The organism is Streptomyces sp. B6B3 (assembly GCF_039871525.1).
Classification (GTDB): Bacteria; Actinomycetota; Actinomycetes; order Streptomycetales; family Streptomycetaceae; genus Streptomyces.
Map to the genome: position 1 here is coordinate 102,315 of NZ_JBDPLU010000002.1, position 17,515 is coordinate 119,829.

Annotated in this window: 16 protein-coding genes; 9 read left to right on the plus strand and 7 right to left on the minus strand. The window is 75.8% G+C overall.

The annotated features are described in order from the left end of the window. Positions 1 to 9 precede the first annotated feature (9 nt). From ABGB06_RS04705 to ABGB06_RS04730, 6 genes are read left to right on the plus strand one after another with little or no spacing between them, the layout of a single operon-like run. The gene (locus ABGB06_RS04705; protein WP_347585576.1) at positions 10 to 1,215 is read left to right on the plus strand and encodes an ADP-ribosylglycohydrolase family protein; all 1,206 of its coding nucleotides are present in this window, start codon (positions 10 to 12) and stop codon (positions 1,213 to 1,215) included. Continuing rightward, positions 1,212 to 2,414 (plus strand): ADP-ribosylglycohydrolase family protein, encoded by a 1,203-nt coding sequence (locus tag ABGB06_RS04710; RefSeq protein WP_347585577.1) that lies wholly within the window; start codon positions 1,212 to 1,214, stop codon positions 2,412 to 2,414. The genes ABGB06_RS04705 and ABGB06_RS04710 overlap by 4 nt, the downstream gene beginning before the upstream one ends. After that, positions 2,414 to 4,066 carry an ADP-ribosylglycohydrolase family protein gene (locus tag ABGB06_RS04715; RefSeq protein WP_347585578.1) on the plus strand — a complete coding sequence of 551 codons (1,653 nt, stop codon included), beginning with the start codon at positions 2,414 to 2,416 and terminating at the stop codon, positions 4,064 to 4,066. The genes ABGB06_RS04710 and ABGB06_RS04715 overlap by 1 nt, the downstream gene beginning before the upstream one ends. Further along, complete coding sequence (locus ABGB06_RS04720; protein WP_347585579.1) at positions 4,063 to 5,013, plus strand: ribokinase; 951 nt, start codon at positions 4,063 to 4,065, stop codon at positions 5,011 to 5,013. The genes ABGB06_RS04715 and ABGB06_RS04720 overlap by 4 nt, the downstream gene beginning before the upstream one ends. Then, positions 5,010 to 6,407, plus strand: a complete 1,398-nt coding sequence (locus ABGB06_RS04725) for a CoA transferase (RefSeq protein WP_347585580.1) — start codon at positions 5,010 to 5,012, stop codon at positions 6,405 to 6,407. Before ABGB06_RS04720 ends, ABGB06_RS04725 begins: the two co-directional genes overlap by 4 nt. Then, a complete protein-coding gene (locus tag ABGB06_RS04730; RefSeq protein ID WP_347585582.1) occupies positions 6,404 to 7,261 on the plus strand; it encodes a CoA ester lyase in 858 nt (285 codons plus the stop codon). Before ABGB06_RS04725 ends, ABGB06_RS04730 begins: the two co-directional genes overlap by 4 nt. Positions 7,262 to 7,306: 45 nt before the next feature. Here the strand turns inward: ABGB06_RS04730 and ABGB06_RS04735 are convergent, their stop codons facing one another. The 3 genes from ABGB06_RS04735 to ABGB06_RS04745 form a co-directional block, all read right to left on the minus strand. After that, positions 7,307 to 8,527, minus strand: coding sequence for a serine hydrolase domain-containing protein (locus tag ABGB06_RS04735; RefSeq protein WP_347585583.1), 1,221 nt, complete (start codon positions 8,525 to 8,527; stop codon positions 7,307 to 7,309). A gap of 78 nt (positions 8,528 to 8,605) precedes the next feature. Next, on the minus strand, positions 8,606 to 8,842 hold the full coding sequence (locus ABGB06_RS04740; RefSeq protein WP_347586541.1) for a hypothetical protein: 237 nt from the start codon (positions 8,840 to 8,842) through the stop codon (positions 8,606 to 8,608). 5 nt (positions 8,843 to 8,847) lie between these two features. Beyond that, complete coding sequence (locus ABGB06_RS04745; RefSeq protein ID WP_347585585.1) at positions 8,848 to 9,327, minus strand: DUF2269 family protein; 480 nt, start codon at positions 9,325 to 9,327, stop codon at positions 8,848 to 8,850. Positions 9,328 to 9,405: 78 nt separating this feature from the next. Between ABGB06_RS04745 and ABGB06_RS04750 the strand changes: the two genes are divergently transcribed. From ABGB06_RS04750 to ABGB06_RS04760, 3 genes are all read left to right on the plus strand, one after another. Then, a complete protein-coding gene (locus ABGB06_RS04750; protein ID WP_347585586.1) occupies positions 9,406 to 9,747 on the plus strand; it encodes a helix-turn-helix transcriptional regulator in 342 nt (113 codons plus the stop codon). Continuing rightward, entirely contained in the window at positions 9,744 to 10,454 is a 711-nt protein-coding gene (locus ABGB06_RS04755) for a permease prefix domain 1-containing protein (protein ID WP_347585588.1), read from the plus strand. Before ABGB06_RS04750 ends, ABGB06_RS04755 begins: the two co-directional genes overlap by 4 nt. A gap of 163 nt (positions 10,455 to 10,617) precedes the next feature. Continuing rightward, entirely contained in the window at positions 10,618 to 12,363 is a 1,746-nt protein-coding gene (locus ABGB06_RS04760; RefSeq protein ID WP_347585589.1) for a glycoside hydrolase domain-containing protein, read from the plus strand. Positions 12,364 to 12,418: 55 nt separating this feature from the next. Here ABGB06_RS04760 and ABGB06_RS04765 read toward each other — a convergent pair whose 3' ends face one another. From ABGB06_RS04765 to ABGB06_RS04780, 4 genes are read right to left on the minus strand one after another with little or no spacing between them, the layout of a single operon-like run. Next, positions 12,419 to 13,279 (minus strand): DeoR/GlpR family DNA-binding transcription regulator, encoded by an 861-nt coding sequence (locus ABGB06_RS04765; protein ID WP_347585591.1) that lies wholly within the window; start codon positions 13,277 to 13,279, stop codon positions 12,419 to 12,421. 21 nt (positions 13,280 to 13,300) lie between these two features. Continuing rightward, positions 13,301 to 14,347, minus strand: a complete 1,047-nt coding sequence (gene pdxA / locus ABGB06_RS04770) for a 4-hydroxythreonine-4-phosphate dehydrogenase PdxA (RefSeq protein WP_347585593.1) — start codon at positions 14,345 to 14,347, stop codon at positions 13,301 to 13,303. Beyond that, positions 14,344 to 15,948 (minus strand): four-carbon acid sugar kinase family protein, encoded by a 1,605-nt coding sequence (locus tag ABGB06_RS04775; RefSeq protein WP_347585595.1) that lies wholly within the window; start codon positions 15,946 to 15,948, stop codon positions 14,344 to 14,346. Before ABGB06_RS04775 ends, pdxA begins: the two co-directional genes overlap by 4 nt. Next, complete coding sequence (locus tag ABGB06_RS04780) at positions 15,945 to 17,447, minus strand: GntP family permease (RefSeq protein WP_347585596.1); 1,503 nt, start codon at positions 17,445 to 17,447, stop codon at positions 15,945 to 15,947. Before ABGB06_RS04780 ends, ABGB06_RS04775 begins: the two co-directional genes overlap by 4 nt. Positions 17,448 to 17,515: the final 68 nt, after the last annotated feature.

The following is a 17,515-nucleotide window of genomic DNA, read 5'->3' on the forward strand; positions in this document are numbered from 1 at the left end:
GAATGCGCCATGACACCCCGCACCGTGACCGAGGCGGCCCTGGGCCAACCCGCCGCGTCGGGCGAGAGCCCGAGCCGCGTCGAGGGCCTGCTCCTCGGCCTCGCCGCCGGCGACGCCGCCGGCTGGCCGTCCGGGCGGCACCGCGCCGCCCGGATGCCGGACTGGACCCGGCGTCTGACCCGCGAGCTGGACACGTTCGCCGAGCAGAACGCGACGACCACCCTGCCCGTCCCGATAGCGCTCAACCAGCCGCCCGAACCGCTCCGCCTCGGCCCGTCGGACGACGCCGAATGGGCCGCGTTCACGGCGCTGTCCGTGCTGTCCGCCACGGCCTACGGCGGCAGCGACCTGTCCGCCGACCAGCGGGTGCGCTCCGCGCTGGCGCTGGCCTGGAACGCGCTCGCCGACGAGGTGGCCGCCGCGGCGGAACGCGCGGACGAGATCGAGTCGGCGGAGATCCCGCTGCGCGCCCGCATCTCGGTGCGGGCCGGGCTCGGCAACCTGGCCACCGGGCTGCGCCCGCCGGCCACCGGGCACGACAACCCGCACTACTTCGACGACGCGGCCTGCGTGCGGGCGGCCGTGCTCGCCGTGGTGCACCCGGGCGACCCGAAGTCGGCGGCCGACCTCGCCGAGTTCGACGCCCGCTACACCCAGGACGGGGACGGCGTGCACGGCGCCCGGGCGGTGGCCGCGGCCATCGCCGCCGGGCTCGACGGCGCGTCCATGGACGCCTGCGTCGACGAGGCGCTGCAGCAGCTCCCCGAGCACACCGAGATCCGGCGCAACGCGTTGAACGCCGTGGAGCTCGGCCGCTCCGCCGCCGCGTCCCGCCCCGGCCTGCCGGGCAACGCCTTCGCGCTGGTCCCGGTCCTGGAACACGAGATCGTCGACCACGTCTACAGCTACGGCATCGCGGCCGCCGAGACCGTGCCCGTCGCGCTGGCGGTCGCCACGGCGGCGGCCGGCGACGTCACCGAGGCGGTGCCCAGCGCGGCCTGCCTGTCCCGGGTGGCCGACTCGGCGCCGGCCCTGGCCGGCGCGCTGACCGGCGTGGTCGGCGGCGCCGAGGCGCTGCCCGCCACCTGGCGCGACGCCTGCCGCGTCCTGGCCGGCTGCGCGCTGCCGCGGCTGGCCGGCACGGACCTTGTCGAGATCGCCGAGCAGCTCTCCCGGACATCCCTCGCCTCCACCCCGGAAGGACCACTCGTATGACCGCGCCGAGCACCCCCGCCGCGTCCCCCACCGCCGCAGGAGGCGCGCGGCCGTCCCTGGAGGACCGCGCCACCGGCGCGCTCGTCGGCGCCGCCGTTGGCGACGCGCTGGGCGGCGCGGTCGAGGGCTGGTCGCCCGAGGCCATCGTCGAACGGCACGGCGGCCGGGTGACGGGCATCGTCGGTCCCTTCCACCGGGACGAGTGGCGCACCGCCCGCCCGATCGCGCCATATCACAAGGGCGACGGGCACGTCACCGACGACACCCTGATGACGCACGCCCTGGTCCGGGTCTACGAGAAGGTGCGCGACCACCTCGACGCGTACTCGGTGGCCGACCATCTGGTGCCCGAGCTGATCGGCGAGCCGCGCTGGATCCCGGAGCTCGGCGCGGAGGCGCTGCCGCTGCAGCGGGTGTTCCTCGCCGAGAAGTGGATCGTCGCCCGGCTGCACTACGGCCACGTGGACCCGCGGGAGGCCGGCGTCGGCAACATCGTCAACTGCGGTGCCGCGATGTACATGGCGCCCGTCGGCGTGGTCAACGCGGGCAACCCCGCCGGGGCGTACGCGGAGGCGCTGGACGTGGCGGGCGCGCACCAGTCGTCCTACGGCCGGGAGGCGGCCGGCGTCTTCGCGGCGGCCGTGGCCGCGGCGTTCAAACCGGACGCGACGCCCGCCTCGGTGGTGGAGGACGTGCTGGCGCTCGCCAAGGACGGCACCAGGGCGGCCGTCGAGGCGGTGTGCGAGGCGGCGACCCGGTTCGACGACTACGAGGCGGCGCTGGGCCCGCTGCGCGAGGCGGTCGCGCCGTTCGACACGGTGGGACCCGAGTACCGCGAACCCTCGCTGGGCGCCCGCCGCCCGTCCCGGCTGCACGCCATCGAGGAGCTGCCGGTCGCGCTGGGCATGCTGCTGGTCGGCGGCGGCGAGTTCCGGCACACCGTGCTCGGCTCGGTCAACTACGGCCGGGACTGCGATTCGATCGCCACCATGAGCGGCGCCATCGCGGGCGCGCTGGCCGGCGCCGCCGCGGTGCCGGAGGAGTGGAGCGGCGAGATCGCCCGGGCCAGCCGTCTCGACCTGCACGCCCCGGCGGCGGCGCTGGCGCTGGTCACCCGCGAGGTGTTCGCCCGCGACCTGGAGCGCCGCCGGGCGCACGAGGCGCTCTTCCAGCGGATCGCACGGAACTCGGAGGCGTGATGCTGAGGCTCACCTGGGTGCAGCCCGAGGACCTGGTCGGCCACGAGCTCCGCCAGGCCGCGCAGGACGGGCGCGAACCCGCGGCGCTGGCCGCCGTCGAACGCCGCTGGTCGGCGGTCGGCGGCCGGCCGGCCCCGGCACGGGCCGGGGCCTCCCCCGCCGCCCCCGACCCGGCGCTGCGCGCCCTGGCCCGCGACCTGCTCGACGAACTCGCCGCCCTCCCCTCCGCCCTGGCCGCCGACGAGCCCACCGACCTCCGCGCCATCCGCGCCACCTGCCCCGACTGGCCCACGCGCACCACGCCGGCGGGGCCCCGCCGGCGCAGCACCGTCCCGCCGGCCGACGCCGCTGACGGCGGAACAGCCGGTGGAGCGGCCAGCCAGAACGGTCCGGCCGCGGAGTACGACGGCCACCGGCCGACGGACGGTGCCGCGCGCCCGGACGCCGTTCGGCACGGATCGCCCGGCCATGCGGGCTCGGCCGACGGGGCCGGCCCGGCGGGTGCGGCGGGTGCGGGCGAAGCCCGCCTGGTTGCGCGGGGCGGCCGGGGTCCGGGGCCCGCGGCCCCGGCGCCCCGATCTCCCGAAGCTCAGCGCAGCGTGCTGCACGCCGGGTGGTTGGGGCGGGCGGCGGGCTGCGTGCTCGGGAAGCCGGTGGAGAAGCTGACGCTCGACGGGATCCGGGCCATCGCCCGGGCCACCGGCAACTGGCCGCTGCGCACCTGGTTCACGGAGGTCGGGCTGCCCGCCGACATCGCCGCCGCGCACCCGTGGAACCGCCGCTCCCGGACCACCTCGCTGGCCGAGACCATCGACGGCGCGCCCGAGGACGACGACCTCAACTACCCGTTGCTCAACCTGCTGCTGCTGCGCCGGCACGGCCGCGCGTTCGGCACCGCGGACGTCGCCCAGCTCTGGCTCGACGAGCTGCCAGCCGGCCGCACGTTCACCGCCGAGCGGGTGGCGTACCGCAACCTGCTGGCCGGCATCGAGCCGCCGGACACCGCCACCCACCACAACCCGTTCCGGGAGTGGATCGGCGCGCAGATCCGGGCCGACGTGTTCGGCTGGACCAACCCGGGCGACCCCGGGACCGCCGCCGAACTCGCCCACCGGGACGCCGTGCTGAGCCACACCGCGAACGGCGTCTACGGGGCGATGTTCGCCGCCGCCGTGGTGGCCGCCGCGGCCGGCGGCGGCACGGACGTGCACGGCTGCCTGCGCGCCGGGCTCGCCGTGGTGCCGCCGCGGTCCCGGCTCGCCGAGGCGGTGCGGTTCGGCATCGCGGAGGCGGCCGGCGCCGACCGCGCCCCGGAGGCGTTCGACGCCGTCGTGGACCGGCTGCACGCCCGGTACGGCCCGGACCACCACTGGGTGCACGTGCTGCCGAACGCCGCGCTGCTGGCCGCCGCGCTGACCCATGCCGACGGCGACTTCTCGGCGTCCATCTGCCGTGTGGTGTCGGGAGGTTGGGACACCGACTCGAACGGGGCGACCGCCGGGTCCGTGGCCGGTCTGCTGGCCGGCTCCGCCGAGGCGATACCCGCCCACTGGACCGCGCCCCTGAAGAACCGGCTCGCGACCACCGTCGCCGGCCTCGACGGCATCGGCTTCGACGCACTCGCGACCCTCACCCTGGAGGCTTCCGCATGACCCACCGCACCGGCCGGGCGCCGACCGTCGCGGTCTTCGGCTCGACCAACATGGACCTGGTCGCCTACGTGCGGACCGCGCCGCGCCTGGGCGAGACCGTGTCCGGGCACGAGTTCCGCACCGTGCCCGGCGGCAAGGGCACCAACCAGGCGATCGCCGCCGCCCGGGCGGGCGGCGAGGTCGCGATGGTCGGCGCCGTGGGCGAGGACGACTTCGGCGCCCGGCTGCGCGCCGCGCTCGCCGAGTCCGGCGTGGACACGGCCGGGCTGCGCACCATGCCGGGCCCCAGCGGCACCGCGCACATCGTCGTCGAGGACGGCGGCGACAACTCGATCGTCGTCGTGCCCGGCGCCAACGGCACGGTCACCGGCCTCGCCCCCGGCGACGAGGCGCGCATCGCCGCCGCCGGCACCCTGCTGCTGCAGCTCGAACTGCCCCTGTCGGGCGTGCTCGCCGCCGCCCGGGCCGCCCGGGCGCACGGCGTGCGCACCGTGCTGACCCCCGCCCCGGTGCCGGCCACGCCGCTGCCCGCCGAACTGCTGGAGCTGGTGGACCTGCTGGTGCCGAACGAGCACGAGGCCGCCGCCCTCACCGGCGAGCACGACCTCGACGCCGCCGCGCTGGCGCTGCTCGACCTGGTGCCCGAGGTGGTCGTGACGCTCGGCGAGGCGGGCAGCCGCCACGCCGCCCGCGACGCCGCGGGCCACGTGGAGATCGTGGGGGTGCCGGCGGTGCCGGTCGCCGCCGTGGACGCCACCGCCGCCGGCGACACGTTCGTCGGCGCGCTCGCCGTCGCGCACGGCGAGGGCCGCCCGATGCCCGAGGCGATGGCCTGGGCCGCGGCGGCCGCCGCGCTGGCCGTACAACGTCCCGGCGCCTCGTCCTCCATGCCCCACCGCGCCGAGATCGACGCCCTGCACGCACGCCCCGAGGAGGCGGTCCGATGACCGACCCCACCCGCGACCTGCCGGCTGAGCCGGCCGAACCGGCCGTTGGGGAGGCCACCACCGTGCCGACCGGGCGGGCGGGACAGAGCGCTCGTGCCGGCAGGCCGCGCCACGCGGACCAGGCCGGCCGAACGGCCCGCACCGAACCACCGGCGGCGGCCACCCCACTCCCTGCCGGCTCCACCGGCCCGGCCGGCGCGGCGCCGGCCGGGCCGCCGCTGGCCGGGCTGCGCGTCCTCGACCTGGCCACCCTCTTCGCCGGACCGCTGGCGGCCACCCTGCTCGGCGACTTCGGCGCCGAGGTCATCAAGGTCGAGCACCCGCGCCGGCCCGACCCGTCGCGCGGGCACGGGCCCAGCAAGGACGGCGTCGGCCTGTGGTGGAAGCTGCTCGGCCGCAACAAGAAGGCCATCACCCTCGACCTGTCCACCGACGCCGGGCGCGACGTGCTGCTCCGGCTGGCCGCCGAGTCCGACGTCGTCGTCGAGAACTTCCGGCCCGGCACGCTGGAGCGGTGGGGCCTCGGCTGGGAGCAACTCGCCGCCGAGAACCCGCGGCTGGTGCTGGCCCGGGTCACCGGCTTCGGCCAGTTCGGCCCATACGCCAGGCGGCCCGGGTTCGGCACGCTCGCCGAGGCGATGAGCGGCTTCGCCGCGGTCACCGGCGAGCCGGACGGACCGCCGACGCTGCCGCCGTTCGGCCTGGCCGACTCGATCGCCGCGCTGTCCACGGCCTACGCCGTGATGGCGGCGCTCGCCGGCCGGGACCGCACCGGACGGGGTCAGGTGATCGACATGGCGATCATCGAGCCGATGCTCACCGTGCTGGGCCCGCAGCCGCTCTGGTACGACCAGCTCGGCTACGTCCAGCCGCGCACCGGGAACCGCTCCACCAACAACGCGCCGCGCAACACCTACCGCACCGCCGACGGCCGGTGGGTCGCCGTCTCCACGTCGGCCCAGTCCATCGCCGAGCGGGTGATGCGGCTGGTCGGGCGGCCCGAGGTGATCGACGAGGAGTGGTTCCGCACCGGCGCGGGCCGCGCCGCGCACGCCGACGAACTGGACGCGGCGGTCGGGGCCTGGATCGCCCGGCACGACAGGGACGAGGTGGTCACCGCCTTCGAGAAGGCCGAGGCGGCGATCGCGCCCGTCTTCGACATCCGCGACGTGATGGCCAACGAGCAGTACCGGGCCCTGGACTCGATCACCGAGGTCGAGGACGAGGAGCTGGGCACCCTGCGGATGCAGAACGTGCTGTTCCGGCTCTCCGAGACGCCGGGCTCGATCCGCTGGGCGGGCCGCCCGCACGGCGCCGACACCGATGCCGTGCTCGCGGATCTTGGCCTGTCCGCCGGCGAGATCGCCGCGCTGCGCGAGGAGGGCGCCCTGTGAACGCCACGGCCGTCCGCCGAGCCGCCACCGACCCGGTGCTGACCTGGCTGTACGCCCCGGGAGACCGGCCCGAGGTGGTGGCCAAGGCGCTGCGTTCCGGGGCCGACGTGGTGATCGTCGACCTGGAGGACGCGGTCGCCGCCGACCGCAAGCGCTACGCCCTGGACGCGACCGCCGAGCTGCTCGCCGACCGGCACGAGGTGCCGGTGCACGTCCGGATCAACGCGCTGAGCGGGCCGTTGGCCGCCGGCGAGGCGCGGCGGCTGGCCTCGCTGCCGGGCCTGGGCGGCCTGCGGCTGCCGAAGGTCTCCCGGGCCGCGGACCTGGTCCGGGTGACCGGCGCGCTGGGGCACGGCGTCCGGGTCCCGGCGCTGTACCCGCTGTTGGAGGACGCGCTCGGCGTCGAGCACGCGTACGCCGTCGCCACCGCGCACCCGGCCGTGGCCGGGCTCGCGCTCGGCGAGGCCGACCTGCGGGCCGACCTCGGCGTCACCGACGAGGCGGGCCTCGCCTGGCCGCGGGGCCGGCTGGTGCTCGCCGCCCGGGCGGCGGGGCTGCCGGCCCCGGCCCAGTCGGTGTACCCCGACGTCCGGGACGCCGAGGGCCTCGCCCGGTCCTGCACGACCGGCCGGGCCCTCGGCTTCCTCGGGCGGGCGGCGATCCATCCCCGCCAACTCAGGGTCATCGAGCGGGCCTTCCTGCCCACCCGGCAGGAGATCGACGCGGCCGAGGAGGTGCTGACCGCCGCGGCCACCGAAACCGGCGCGCTGGCGCTGCCCGACGGCCGCTTCGTCGACCCCGCCGTGGTGGCCGGCGCCCACCGCACCCTCACCCTGGCCCGCCGCCTCGGCTAGCCCCGGGCGGACGGGTCGGTGTCGGCCCGTCGGCAGGCGCCGGGGTCACCGCCCGTCGGTGATGATCCTGGTCGCCTCGTCGGTGATCTCCCGCGAGGGTGACGTCCGCGGGCTGACGTCGAGCGGGGAGTCGAAGTTGCCGAGGGCCACGAGCACCCAGTCGTTGTCCGGCCGGAACACGGTGAGCCCGACGGAGACCCCCGGCGCGTCCCCGCCCCGTTCCACCGCCCAGGAGCCGCCCGCGAGGATGGCCGACGCCCCGTAGGTGAAGTACCGCGGGGCGTCGTCCGCCGACGACGCCGCCGACGGTGCGGGGCGGGGCGCCTCCGGGACCTTCGGCCCGAGGACCAGTTCGGTGTGCGCGGGGTCGAGCAGGTCGCCGCCCCGCAGGGCGCGGGCGAAGCTCTCCAGGTCCCGGCAGTTGGCGAAGGAGCCGCCCGCCGGGGTGCCGACGAAGCCGTGCCCGTCCATCGCCTCGACGCGTTCCCCGGACTCCTGCGCGGCGTAGGGGCGGGCGATCCGCCGGTCGTCCCGCCACTCCGGCGTGGTGTAGAAGTCCGCGACGGTCATGCCGGCGGCCTCGAAGACGTGCCGCCGCACGTACTCGTAGTAGGTCTCCCCGCCCGACGCGGCGGCCACGATCGCCCCGAGGGTCACGTAGCCGGAGTTGCTGTAGAACTGGCCGGCCCCCGGCGCGTACTCCAGGCCGGCCGCCCGGACGAACCGCATGGTGCCGTCCATGACCTCCTGTTCGCTCCGCCACTCACGCGCCGCCTCCCAGTAGGAGCGGTCCCGGAGGGCGTCGCCCATTCCCGAGGTGTGCGTGAGGAGGTGGTGCACGGTGACGGTGTCGGCGATCTCGGGCGGGAAGCCGTCGAGGTAGGTGCCGATCGTGGCGCCGTAGCTCACCGCGCCGCGCTGGGCGAGCTGCGCGATGGCGACGGCGGTGAACAGCTTCGTCACCGACCCCAGGAGGAAGATGGTGTCCGCGCCGTTGGGTATCGACGCGTCCCGGTCGGCCATGCCGTGCGAGCGGGCCAGCACGGTGCGGCCCCGGTGGGTCAGCAGCACGCTGCCCGAGAACATGCCGGCGTCCGCCATCTCGGCGATGAGCCGGTCGAGTTCACCACCGGGCCGCAGTCCGCGCGGCACCTGCCCCGAGCCGTCAGGGCCGGCCGACGCCGCGTCGGCGGCGGCGAGAACTCCTCCGGCGGCCAGGGGGGTTGCCGAGAGGAGACCGAGCAGGGAGCGACGGGAGGGAGACATTCAGAGGACCTTTCGTAACGTGCCAGAACGCGCTCCAGTTCTACGCGCCGACCCCGCTCCCCGGCCGAGCGTCGCTCCTCACACGGCACTTACCCGCGCCCCGGCCCGGCGGGCCGCAAGGAGGCCGCCGATGCCGGGGATGACGGCGCGCCAGCGGGCGCCCGGTGGGGCGGTCGCGATGGCGACGAGATAGGCCATGCCGTGCACCGGGCCGACGAGGCTCGCGACCGCCGGCACGTGGACGGTGGCCAGGTTGGCCAGCAGGACGACGAGCGAACCGGCCTCCACGACGGCGGCGAGCCTCAGGGCGCGCACCACGGTCACGCTCCCGTGGTGGAGCCGGGGCGGACGATCATCAGGACGACGACGATCGCCCAGAGCAGGTTGAACACGCCGGTGAACATGGCGAGTCGGGAGGCCAGCGGGCGCGGCTCGGCCGCCGCGCCCTCCGCGTCGGTCTCGGCGACCGCCAGCAGCCGTTCCTGTCCGGGCAGCACGACCAGGACCAGGAGGGCCGCGGCGACGAAGGTCAGCACGAGGGAGACGATCAGCCAGGCGTCGGTGAGGACGCCGAGCAGGGCGCCGGTGGCCAGGCCGAAGACCGGCACGGCGAGGCCGGCGACGGCGTAGCCGCGACAGACCCGGTGCAGCAGGCCGGCGATCCCGGCGGCCCGCCCGTCCGGATCCTCCGGCCCGGCGGCGAGCAGCGCGTAGCGCGGGAACATCGAGGCCGCCACGGTGATCGACCCGACGGCCACGATCGCCGCGAGCACGTGTATGGACAGCATCAGCTTCGTCACCTTCGGGGCCTCCCCTGGGGTCATATGTTGGCTGCCAATATATACACGGCCTACCGCTTGTGTGTAGGCTGCCTACCCATGAAGGCGGACGCGGTGCGCGGGCATCTGGACGGGCTGCTGCTGGCCGTGCTGGAGCCGGGCCCGCTGCACGGCTACGCGATCATCGCCGCGGTCCAGAAGCGCAGCGGCGGCGCGCTCGAACTGCGCACCGGCACCATCTACCCGGCCCTGAACCGGCTGGAGCGGCTCGGGCTGCTGAGCAGCAGTTGGCAGTCCACCGGCGAGCGCCGGCGGCGGTGCTACGCGCTGACCGACGCGGGACGGCAGGCCCTGGCCGGCGAGCGGACGGCGTGGCGGGAGTTCACCTCGGCGATCGGCTCGGTCCTGGACCCCGGCACCCCGCCCGGGCTGACGACATGAACGCCGTCGAGGATCCCGTGGACGACCCCGTGAACAACCCCGTCAGCGACCCCGTCGAGGAGTACGTCGCGACGCTGAGCGCCGCGCTGCTCGGCCCGGCCCGGGCCAAGGCCCGGATGATCGAGGAGATCCGCGACGGCCTCGCGGACACGGTGGCGGCGCACGCCGACGACGGGCTGCCGGAGCGCCGCGCCGCCGAACGGGCGGTGCGCGAGTTCGGGACCCCCGACGAGCTGGTGCCGAGCTGCCAACGGGAGCTGACCATCGCGCAGGCCCGGCACACGGGCCGGGTCGCCGCCCTCACCGCCCCGTTCCTGATCGCGTGCTGGTACCTGACCGGGATCTCCGGGCACCAGGAGGCCGGACCGCTGCCGCGGACCGCCCAGTTCCTCGCCGTGTCGCTGGCCGGCGTCGCGATCGTCGCCGCACTGCTCGCCGCCGCGACCCCGGTCGCCACGGGCACCCTCGCCCGGTGGCTGCCCACGCCGCGCAGGCTGCCCCTCGTGGTCGCCTGGGCCGGCACCACCGCCGGCGCCGCCATGGCGCTCGCCACGCTCGCCCTCGTCATCGCCGCGCTCCTGGCCACCAACTGGCCGCTGCTCGCCGCGGCCGGCGCCCTCGCCGCGGCCTCGCACGGGGCGGTGGCGACCTCGGCCCGCGCCTGCCGGCGCTGCGCCCGGCTGGTGACGGCCTCCCCCAGGCCCTGAAGTCCCCGGGTCCTGACGGTCCGCTGACGACCCGCCACCTCTCCGTTTCACGCCCCCGTCGCCCAACCGGCGTTCACTCTTGGCGACTTCTTCCACCAGAGGTGGTGAGCATGACAATATTTTCCGCCAGCGTAGTTCTCCCCCCACTCATCTGGAGGACCACATGCCCCACCTCATATCGCGCTCCACCCGCGCCGGACGGAGATGGCCGCTGCTGCTCGCGGCGCTGGCCGGACTGGGCGCGACCACGCTGGTGGCCGGGCAGCCGGCGGCCTCGGGAGCCGAGTCCGACGGCACCCGCACCGTCAGCTACCAGGGCTACCAGGTCGAGGTGCCCGACGACTGGCGGGTGGTGGACCTCGCCGAGGACCCGACCGCCTGCGTGCGCTTCGACCGGCCCACCGTCTACCTCGGCGAGCCGGCCGCGCAGCAGGACTGCCCGGCCAACGTGGTGGGCCGCACCGCCGCGGTGCTGATCGAGCCGCTGGAGGAGGTGGCGGCGGACCGGGTCTCCGAGCGGACCGCGACCTCGCTGGCCGACGCCGAGTCCCACGACGGAGCCATCGAACTCGCCGTCGAGGAGGCCGGGGTGCTCGTCACCGCCGCGCACGGACCGGCCCAGGAGGCCACCGTGCGGGAGGTGCTCGGCTCCGCCCGGGTGACCGACGCGGCGGAGCCGGCGGCGCTGCCCGAGGCGCCGGCGGAACAGCCGGAGCCGCTGCTCGCCGGGCCGCAGCCCGGCGACTACCTGGGCCTGGGCTTCGACGCGTGCACCGCGCCCTCGCAGGGCTCCATGGACGCCTGGCTCGCCAACTCGCCCTACCAGGCCATCGGCGTCTACATCAGCGGCGCCCAGCGCGGCTGCTCGCAGGGCAACCTCACCGCGAGCTGGGTGGAGTCCCAGACCAGCAAGGGCTGGCACCTGTTCCCGATCGACGTGGGCCGGCAGGCGCCCTGCTCCAACTACTCGCAGCGGATCTCCACCGACCCGGCGACCGCGCACCAGCAGGGCGTCGACGCCGCGGCCGGCGCCGTGTCGGCGGCGCAGTCCCTCGGCATCCCGGCCGGCAGCGCGGTCTACAGCGACATCGAGGCGTACTCGCGCGGCGGCAGCTGCACCACCGGTGTCCTCAACTACCTCTCCGGCTGGACCGAGGGCCTGCACGCGGCCGGCTACCTCTCCGGCATGTACTCCAGCGGCGCCTCCGGCGTGGCCGACGTCGCCGCCGCGTACAACGACACCTCCTACACCCGGGTCGACCACCTCTTCTTCGCCTGGTGGAACGGCCGGGCCGACACCGACTCCGGCCAGTACGCGCCGAACGAGTACTGGGCCGACCACCAGCGCATCCACCAGTACGTCGGCGAGGTGACCGAGACCTACGGAGGGGTCTCGATCAACATCGACCGCGACTACCTGGACGTCGGCGAGGGCACCGTGCCCGCGCCCAGCTGCGCCGGGGTGAACACCAACTTCACCGCCTACCCCGACCTGGTCTCGGGCGACGGCGGCGCGGAGGTCTCGGCGGCGCAGTGCCAGCTGCTGGCCGCCGGCTTCGACCCCGGCGAGGGCACGCCCACCGGCGAGTACGACGCGGGCACGGTGGCGGCGGTCGAGGCGTTCCAGGGGGACCGCGGCCTCACGGTGACCGGCGACCTCGACGCCGGCACCTGGACGGCGTTGCTGTCCCTCGGCTCCACCCCGCAGTTGCAGAACGGCTCCACCGGCGAGGCGGTGACCAGGCTCCAGCGGGCGCTGACCGCCGCCCTGGGCCGGACGGTGGGCATCGACGGCCAGTTCGGACCGGAGACCGAGCAGGCCGTGATCGACTACCAGGGCTCCAGAAGCCTCGACGCGGACGGCATCGTCGGCCCGCTGACCTGGGGCGCGTTGCAGTCCGGCCGGTGATCGCCAGGTTGTCCTGGGGCGGCGCCGGCCGCCGCCCCAGGACAACCACTGACCGCTAGGCGCGCTGGCGCGGTTCGGGTAGCCGGGGGGCGCGCAGCGGGGTCACCCCGGCGAGCGCGCAGCGGGACTCCAGGTCGGCGGGCGCGTCGGCGTCGGTGACCAGGGTCCAGCCCGGCGGCAGCCGGGTCCACGCCGGGGCGTCGTGGATCCGCAGCTTGGTGGCGTCGGCCAGGACCACGACGCGGCGGGAGCGGGCGGCGACCCGCTCCTTGACCGCGGTCTCCTCCAGCGTCGGCTCGCCGACGCCGCGCTCCGGATCCACGGCGTCCGCGCCCAGGAACGCCACCTCGAAGGACAGCCGTTCCAGGGCCAGATCGGTCAACGGGCCGATCAGCCCGTGGCTCAGCGGCAGGATCCGCCCGCCGAGCAGCAGCACGTCGTAGCCGGGGGCGCCGGTCAGGGCGCTGGCCGTCTCCAGACCGCGGGTGACCACCAGACCGCCGCGCGGGGCGCCGCCCGACGCCTCGCCCGCCGCCGCACCGGCCGCGCCGGTGGCGGCCAGATGCCGGGCCAGGGCGGTGCACGTGGAGCCGGCGTCCACGAACACGGCGCCGGTCCGCGGCACCAACGACCGGGCGGTCGCCGCGATCTCCGCCTTGGCCTGGCGCCGCAGCAGCGCGCTCTCGGACACCGGTCGTTCGTGGAACGCCTCGGGCACCAGCGCGCCGCCGTAGGTCCTGGCGACCTTGCGGTCCCGGGTCAGCCGGCCGAGGTCGCGGCGGACCGTGGACGGCGAGACGCCCAGCGCGTCGGCGAGTTCCTCGACGCGGGTGGTGCCGCCGCGCAGCAACTTCAGCAGCGCCTCGTGCCGGGCGCGGGTGCCGCGCCGCACCGCGGGACGTGCCACCGGATCCACCGAACCCCTCCCCTCAGGTCCTCAGGCGTTCCCGCCGTACGTCGTGCGGATCGTCGGCACCGAGGGGCTGTACTCCACCGCCGCCCGGTACGCCGAGAGCATTGTGCCGTGATCGGCCTTCCCACTGCCCGCGATGTCGAACGCGGTGCCGTGGTCGACGGAGGTGCGCAGGATCGGCAGGCCGACGGTGACGGAGATGGTGCCGTTGAAGTCGTAGGTCTTGGCCGGGATGTGACCCTGGTCGTGGAAGTGCGACAGCACCCCGTCGAAGCGGCCGGTGAGGCCCTGGTGGAACACCGAGTCGGCGGGCACCGGACCCGACACGTCGAGACCCTCGGCGCGCGCGTCGTCGCAGGCCGGGCCGATGTGCTCGATCTCCTCGTCGCCGAACGCGCCGTTCTCGCCGCCGTGCGGGTTGAGCGCGGCGACCGCCAGCCGGGGCTCCGGGGTCCCGAAGATCCGCAACGCGGTGGCCGCCTCGCGGATCGACCGGCCGACGCGCTCCCGGGTGATCTGGTCCAGCGCGACCCGCAGCGACACGTGCCGGGTGGTGAAGAAGATCCGCAGGTGGTGGCCGGGCACCTCGGTGTTGCGCACGACGAACATGGTGTCCTGGCGGGTCACGCCGGTCAGCTCGCCGAGCATCTCGGTGTGCCCGAGGTGCTTCGAACCCGCCTGCCAGATCGCCTCCTTGTTGATCGGCCCGGTGACCACGCCGGCCACCGCGCCGTCCAGCGCCGCCCGGGTCGCCGTCTCGATGGCGGCCACCGCGGCCCGCCCGGCGCGGGCGTCCACGGTGCCCCAGGCGGGGACGTCCGCGCCGAGCACGCCGGTGTCCAGCACGTCGATGACGCCGGGCCCGGCGGGCGGGGTGGCGAAGTCGGAGACCTCCCGCACCGTCACGTCGAGACCGGCGGCCCGGGCGCCGCGGCGCAGCGCCTCGGCGTCGCCGACGGCCACCCCGTGGTGGCCGTCCTCGCCGGCGACCTCGGCGAGGGTGCGGGCGGTGATCTCCGGGCCGATGCCGACGGGGTCGCCGAGGGTGAGGGCCAGGACGGGGTCGTTCATGGGGTGCTCCTCGGGGTCTGCGGGTCGGTGTTCGGATGGCGCTGAGTTGCCTCCGGCGGCCCCGGGGGACCACCCGCCGGTGCCCCCGAGGACCCGGCCGGCCGCGCCGCCCCCGGAACCGTCGCGGGCCCACCCTGCGAGTCCGCAACGGGTCCATCCTGCGGGACCGCCGCGGATCCATCCTGCGGGACCGCCGCGGGCTCATCCTGCAGGGCCGTCCGGACTCGGCGGCGGCGTGCGGCGGCCATCCGGCGGAGCCGGGCCACGCAGTCGGCCGTCGTGTCCGCGTCGCCGACGAGGCCGCCCTTGGTGACGACGGGCAGCCCGGACCACGCGCCGCCGACCAGCGTGCCGGCGACGGCGAGCGGGGCGACCTCCCCCTCGATGTCCAGGCCGTGCGCGCCCAACTCGGCGAGCAGCGCGGTGGCCACGTCGCCGCCCGTGGCGAACAGGCCGCTCACCGCGTGCCGTTCCAGCGCCCGGCGGACGGCCTGGGCCAGCGCGACGGGCAGCCGGTCGGCGTGTTCGGGGCCGCCGTCGACGACGTCGATCTCCTCCAGGACGGTGGCCACCAGCACCGTGCCACCGCCGGGTGTCGCCGCGGCCAGCGCGCCCTCCAGCGCCGCCGCCGTCGCCTCCACGTCGGGCACGGCGTCGCGGAGACCCGACACCTTCGGGCGTACCACGCGCACCTGGTGCTCGGCGCGGAGCCGGGCGAGTTGCAGCCGGGTGAGTCGGGTGGTGGAGCCCGAGACGGCGAGGACCGGGCCGGTCTCGGCGTGTTCGATCAGGCCGAGCGCCCGGGCCAGGGCGACGGATCCGGGCCCCGGGTCGACGGCGAGCCAGTCGACGCGGTCGCCGCCGGCGGCGACGGCCGCGGCGGCGGTGCGGTCGAGGTGGTCGGCGGTCAGGGCGTCGGCGACGATCACGTCGACGCCGCGCTCCAGCAGCCGCCCCAGCAGGGCGCGGAGCGCGCCGGGATCGCCGGTGACCGCGGACAGCGGCACCGGCGCGGTGCGCAGTCCCGGCGCCTGGGCCGCGAGCAGCCGGGCGATGTCGGAGGTGGGCACCGGCGACCTCGGGTCGTGGGCCAGTTCGGTGTCCTCCAGGCGGACGCCGTTCAGCAGTTGCCGGCCCTGCACGGTGTGCCGGCCGGCCGCGGGATGGGCCGGCGAGCAGAGCACCACCGCCCGGCGCCCGTCCTGACCCGACGCCTCGTGCAGTCCCCGCACGGCGCGCAGCGCGGCGGCGGTGGTGGCCCCCACGTTGCCGCGCAACGTGGAGTCGACGCGGTTGCAGACCAGCGCCACCGGCCAGGCGGCGCGGATGGCCGCGGTCACCCGTTCGCCGGCCGCGTCGGGCGGCAGGTGCCGGGCGTCCGTGTTGACCACGACGGCGTCGAACCGGGCCACGAAGTCCGCCAGCACGGCGGCGTCCGGGCCGGTGCTCGGGATGCGGGCACCGCCCAGGCCTCCAGGGCCTGGGGGAGGCGGGGCGCCGGCCGTGACCGCCCGCAGGCCGGCTCTCGCGAAGCCGGCGGCGGTGGCGTTGGCTCCGGTGAGGTCGTCGGCCACGACCAGCACCTGGGTCGCGGATCTCACAGGATCACGCTCGCCACGAGCAGCAGCGGCAGCGAACCCAGCCACACGGTGGTGGTGATGCCCGACCAGCCACGTATCGCGGCCATCCCGTCGAGCCCGGTGAAGCGGGTGACGACCCAGAAGTACGAGTCGTTGAAGTAGCTCAGCACCATGGACCCGGCGCAGCACGCCAGGGCCGCGAGCAGGGCCGAGATGCCCAGCCCGTCGAGGAGGGGGGCGGTCACGGACGCCGCGGTGATCATCGCGACGGTGCCGGATCCCTGGGCTATCCGGACCAGGCTGGCGACGAGGAACGGCACGAGTACGGCGGGCATGTTCCAGGACGATATGGCCTCGGCCAGCTCGTCGCCGACCCCGGTCTCGCGAAGAACGGAACCGAAGGCGCCGCCGGCGCCGGTGATGAGGATGACCAGCCCGGCCGAGGCGGCGGCCTCCGCGAGCCAGCCGGTGACGCGTTCGCGCGGGGTCCAGCGGGGCAGCAGCACGTAGACGGCGAGGACCATGCCGATGATCAACGCGATCACCGGGTCGCCGACGAAGGCCAGCACCTCGGCGAACCGGGACGGTTCGTAGTCCTCGCTGCCGATCGCGCCCTTCCGGTCCTGGTCGATCGCTGTGGTCACGGTGTTGGCGACGATGAGCAGCAGCGGCACGACCAGGGGCAGGAACGCGAGCGGCGCGGAGACCCGGTGCGGCGGCGCCCCGTCGGGCGCCGGGCCCAGCGCGGGGTGCGGGTCGGCCGACTCGGCGTCCGGCCCGTCGGCGCCGGTCGCACCGTCCCCGCCGGTCGCCACCTTGGTGGCCGTCCCGGTGCCGGGGGTCCGGGCCGCGGCCCCGGCCGGCGCGGTGCCGTAGACCGCCTCCCGCACCTCGGGCAGCATGTCGGCCTCCAGCCGCGGGCCCATCCAGCGTGCGTAGATCACCACGAGGGGCAGGAGGATCAGGGAGAAGACCATGCCCGCCAACACCAGCGCGCCGAGGTCGGCGCCGAGGATGCCGGCCACCCCCAGCGGTCCTGGCGTCGGCGGCACCAGGTGGTGGGTCAGCGTCATGCCGCAGCCCAGCGCCAGGGCGAGCGCCACGTATCCGCCGCGCCTGCGGCGGGCGATCGACCGGGCCAGCGGGTTCATGATCACGTAACCGGAGTCGCAGAAAACCGGCACCGAGACCGCCGCGCCGGAGCCGGCCATGGCCCACTCCTCGCGGCCCTTCCCGAAGGCCCGGACGAAGCTCCTGGCCAGCGCGTCGGCGGCGCCGGAGACCTCCAGTATCTTGCCGATGCCCACCCCCAGGCCGATGACGATGCCGATGGACTGCAGGGTCGAGCCGAAGCCGGCCGTGATCCAGTCCAGCACGTCGGTGGCGGACGCCCCGGCGACGAAGCCGGTCACGAGGGAGGCGACGAGCAGGGCCACGAACGCGTCGAGCCTGGTGCGCAGCACGATGACGACGATCGCGGCGATGCCGAGCACGAGTGCCGCGAGTAGCTGAAGATCCACGCTGATCCTCCTGGGTCTACGGAGACATGCGCGTCATCATGCACCCGGCTATTTGCGTGAATCAATCA

Bases quoted from the DNA above. Each gene is read 5' to 3' on its own strand.
- ABGB06_RS04705 (WP_347585576.1), top strand. From the start codon at position 10: ATGACACCCCGCACCGTGACCGAGGCGGCCCTGGGCCAACCCGCCGCG.
- pdxA (WP_347585593.1), bottom strand. From the start codon at position 14,347: ATGAACGACCCCGTCCTGGCCCTCACCCTCGGCGACCCCGTCGGCATC.
- ABGB06_RS04760 (WP_347585589.1), top strand. From the start codon at position 10,618: ATGCCCCACCTCATATCGCGCTCCACCCGCGCCGGACGGAGATGGCCG.
- ABGB06_RS04725 (WP_347585580.1), top strand. From the start codon at position 5,010: ATGACCGACCCCACCCGCGACCTGCCGGCTGAGCCGGCCGAACCGGCC.
- ABGB06_RS04735 (WP_347585583.1), bottom strand. From the start codon at position 8,527: ATGTCTCCCTCCCGTCGCTCCCTGCTCGGTCTCCTCTCGGCAACCCCC.
- ABGB06_RS04715 (WP_347585578.1), top strand. From the start codon at position 2,414: ATGCTGAGGCTCACCTGGGTGCAGCCCGAGGACCTGGTCGGCCACGAG.
- ABGB06_RS04755 (WP_347585588.1), top strand. From the start codon at position 9,744: ATGAACGCCGTCGAGGATCCCGTGGACGACCCCGTGAACAACCCCGTC.
- ABGB06_RS04720 (WP_347585579.1), top strand. From the start codon at position 4,063: ATGACCCACCGCACCGGCCGGGCGCCGACCGTCGCGGTCTTCGGCTCG.
- ABGB06_RS04750 (WP_347585586.1), top strand. From the start codon at position 9,406: ATGAAGGCGGACGCGGTGCGCGGGCATCTGGACGGGCTGCTGCTGGCC.
- ABGB06_RS04710 (WP_347585577.1), top strand. From the start codon at position 1,212: ATGACCGCGCCGAGCACCCCCGCCGCGTCCCCCACCGCCGCAGGAGGC.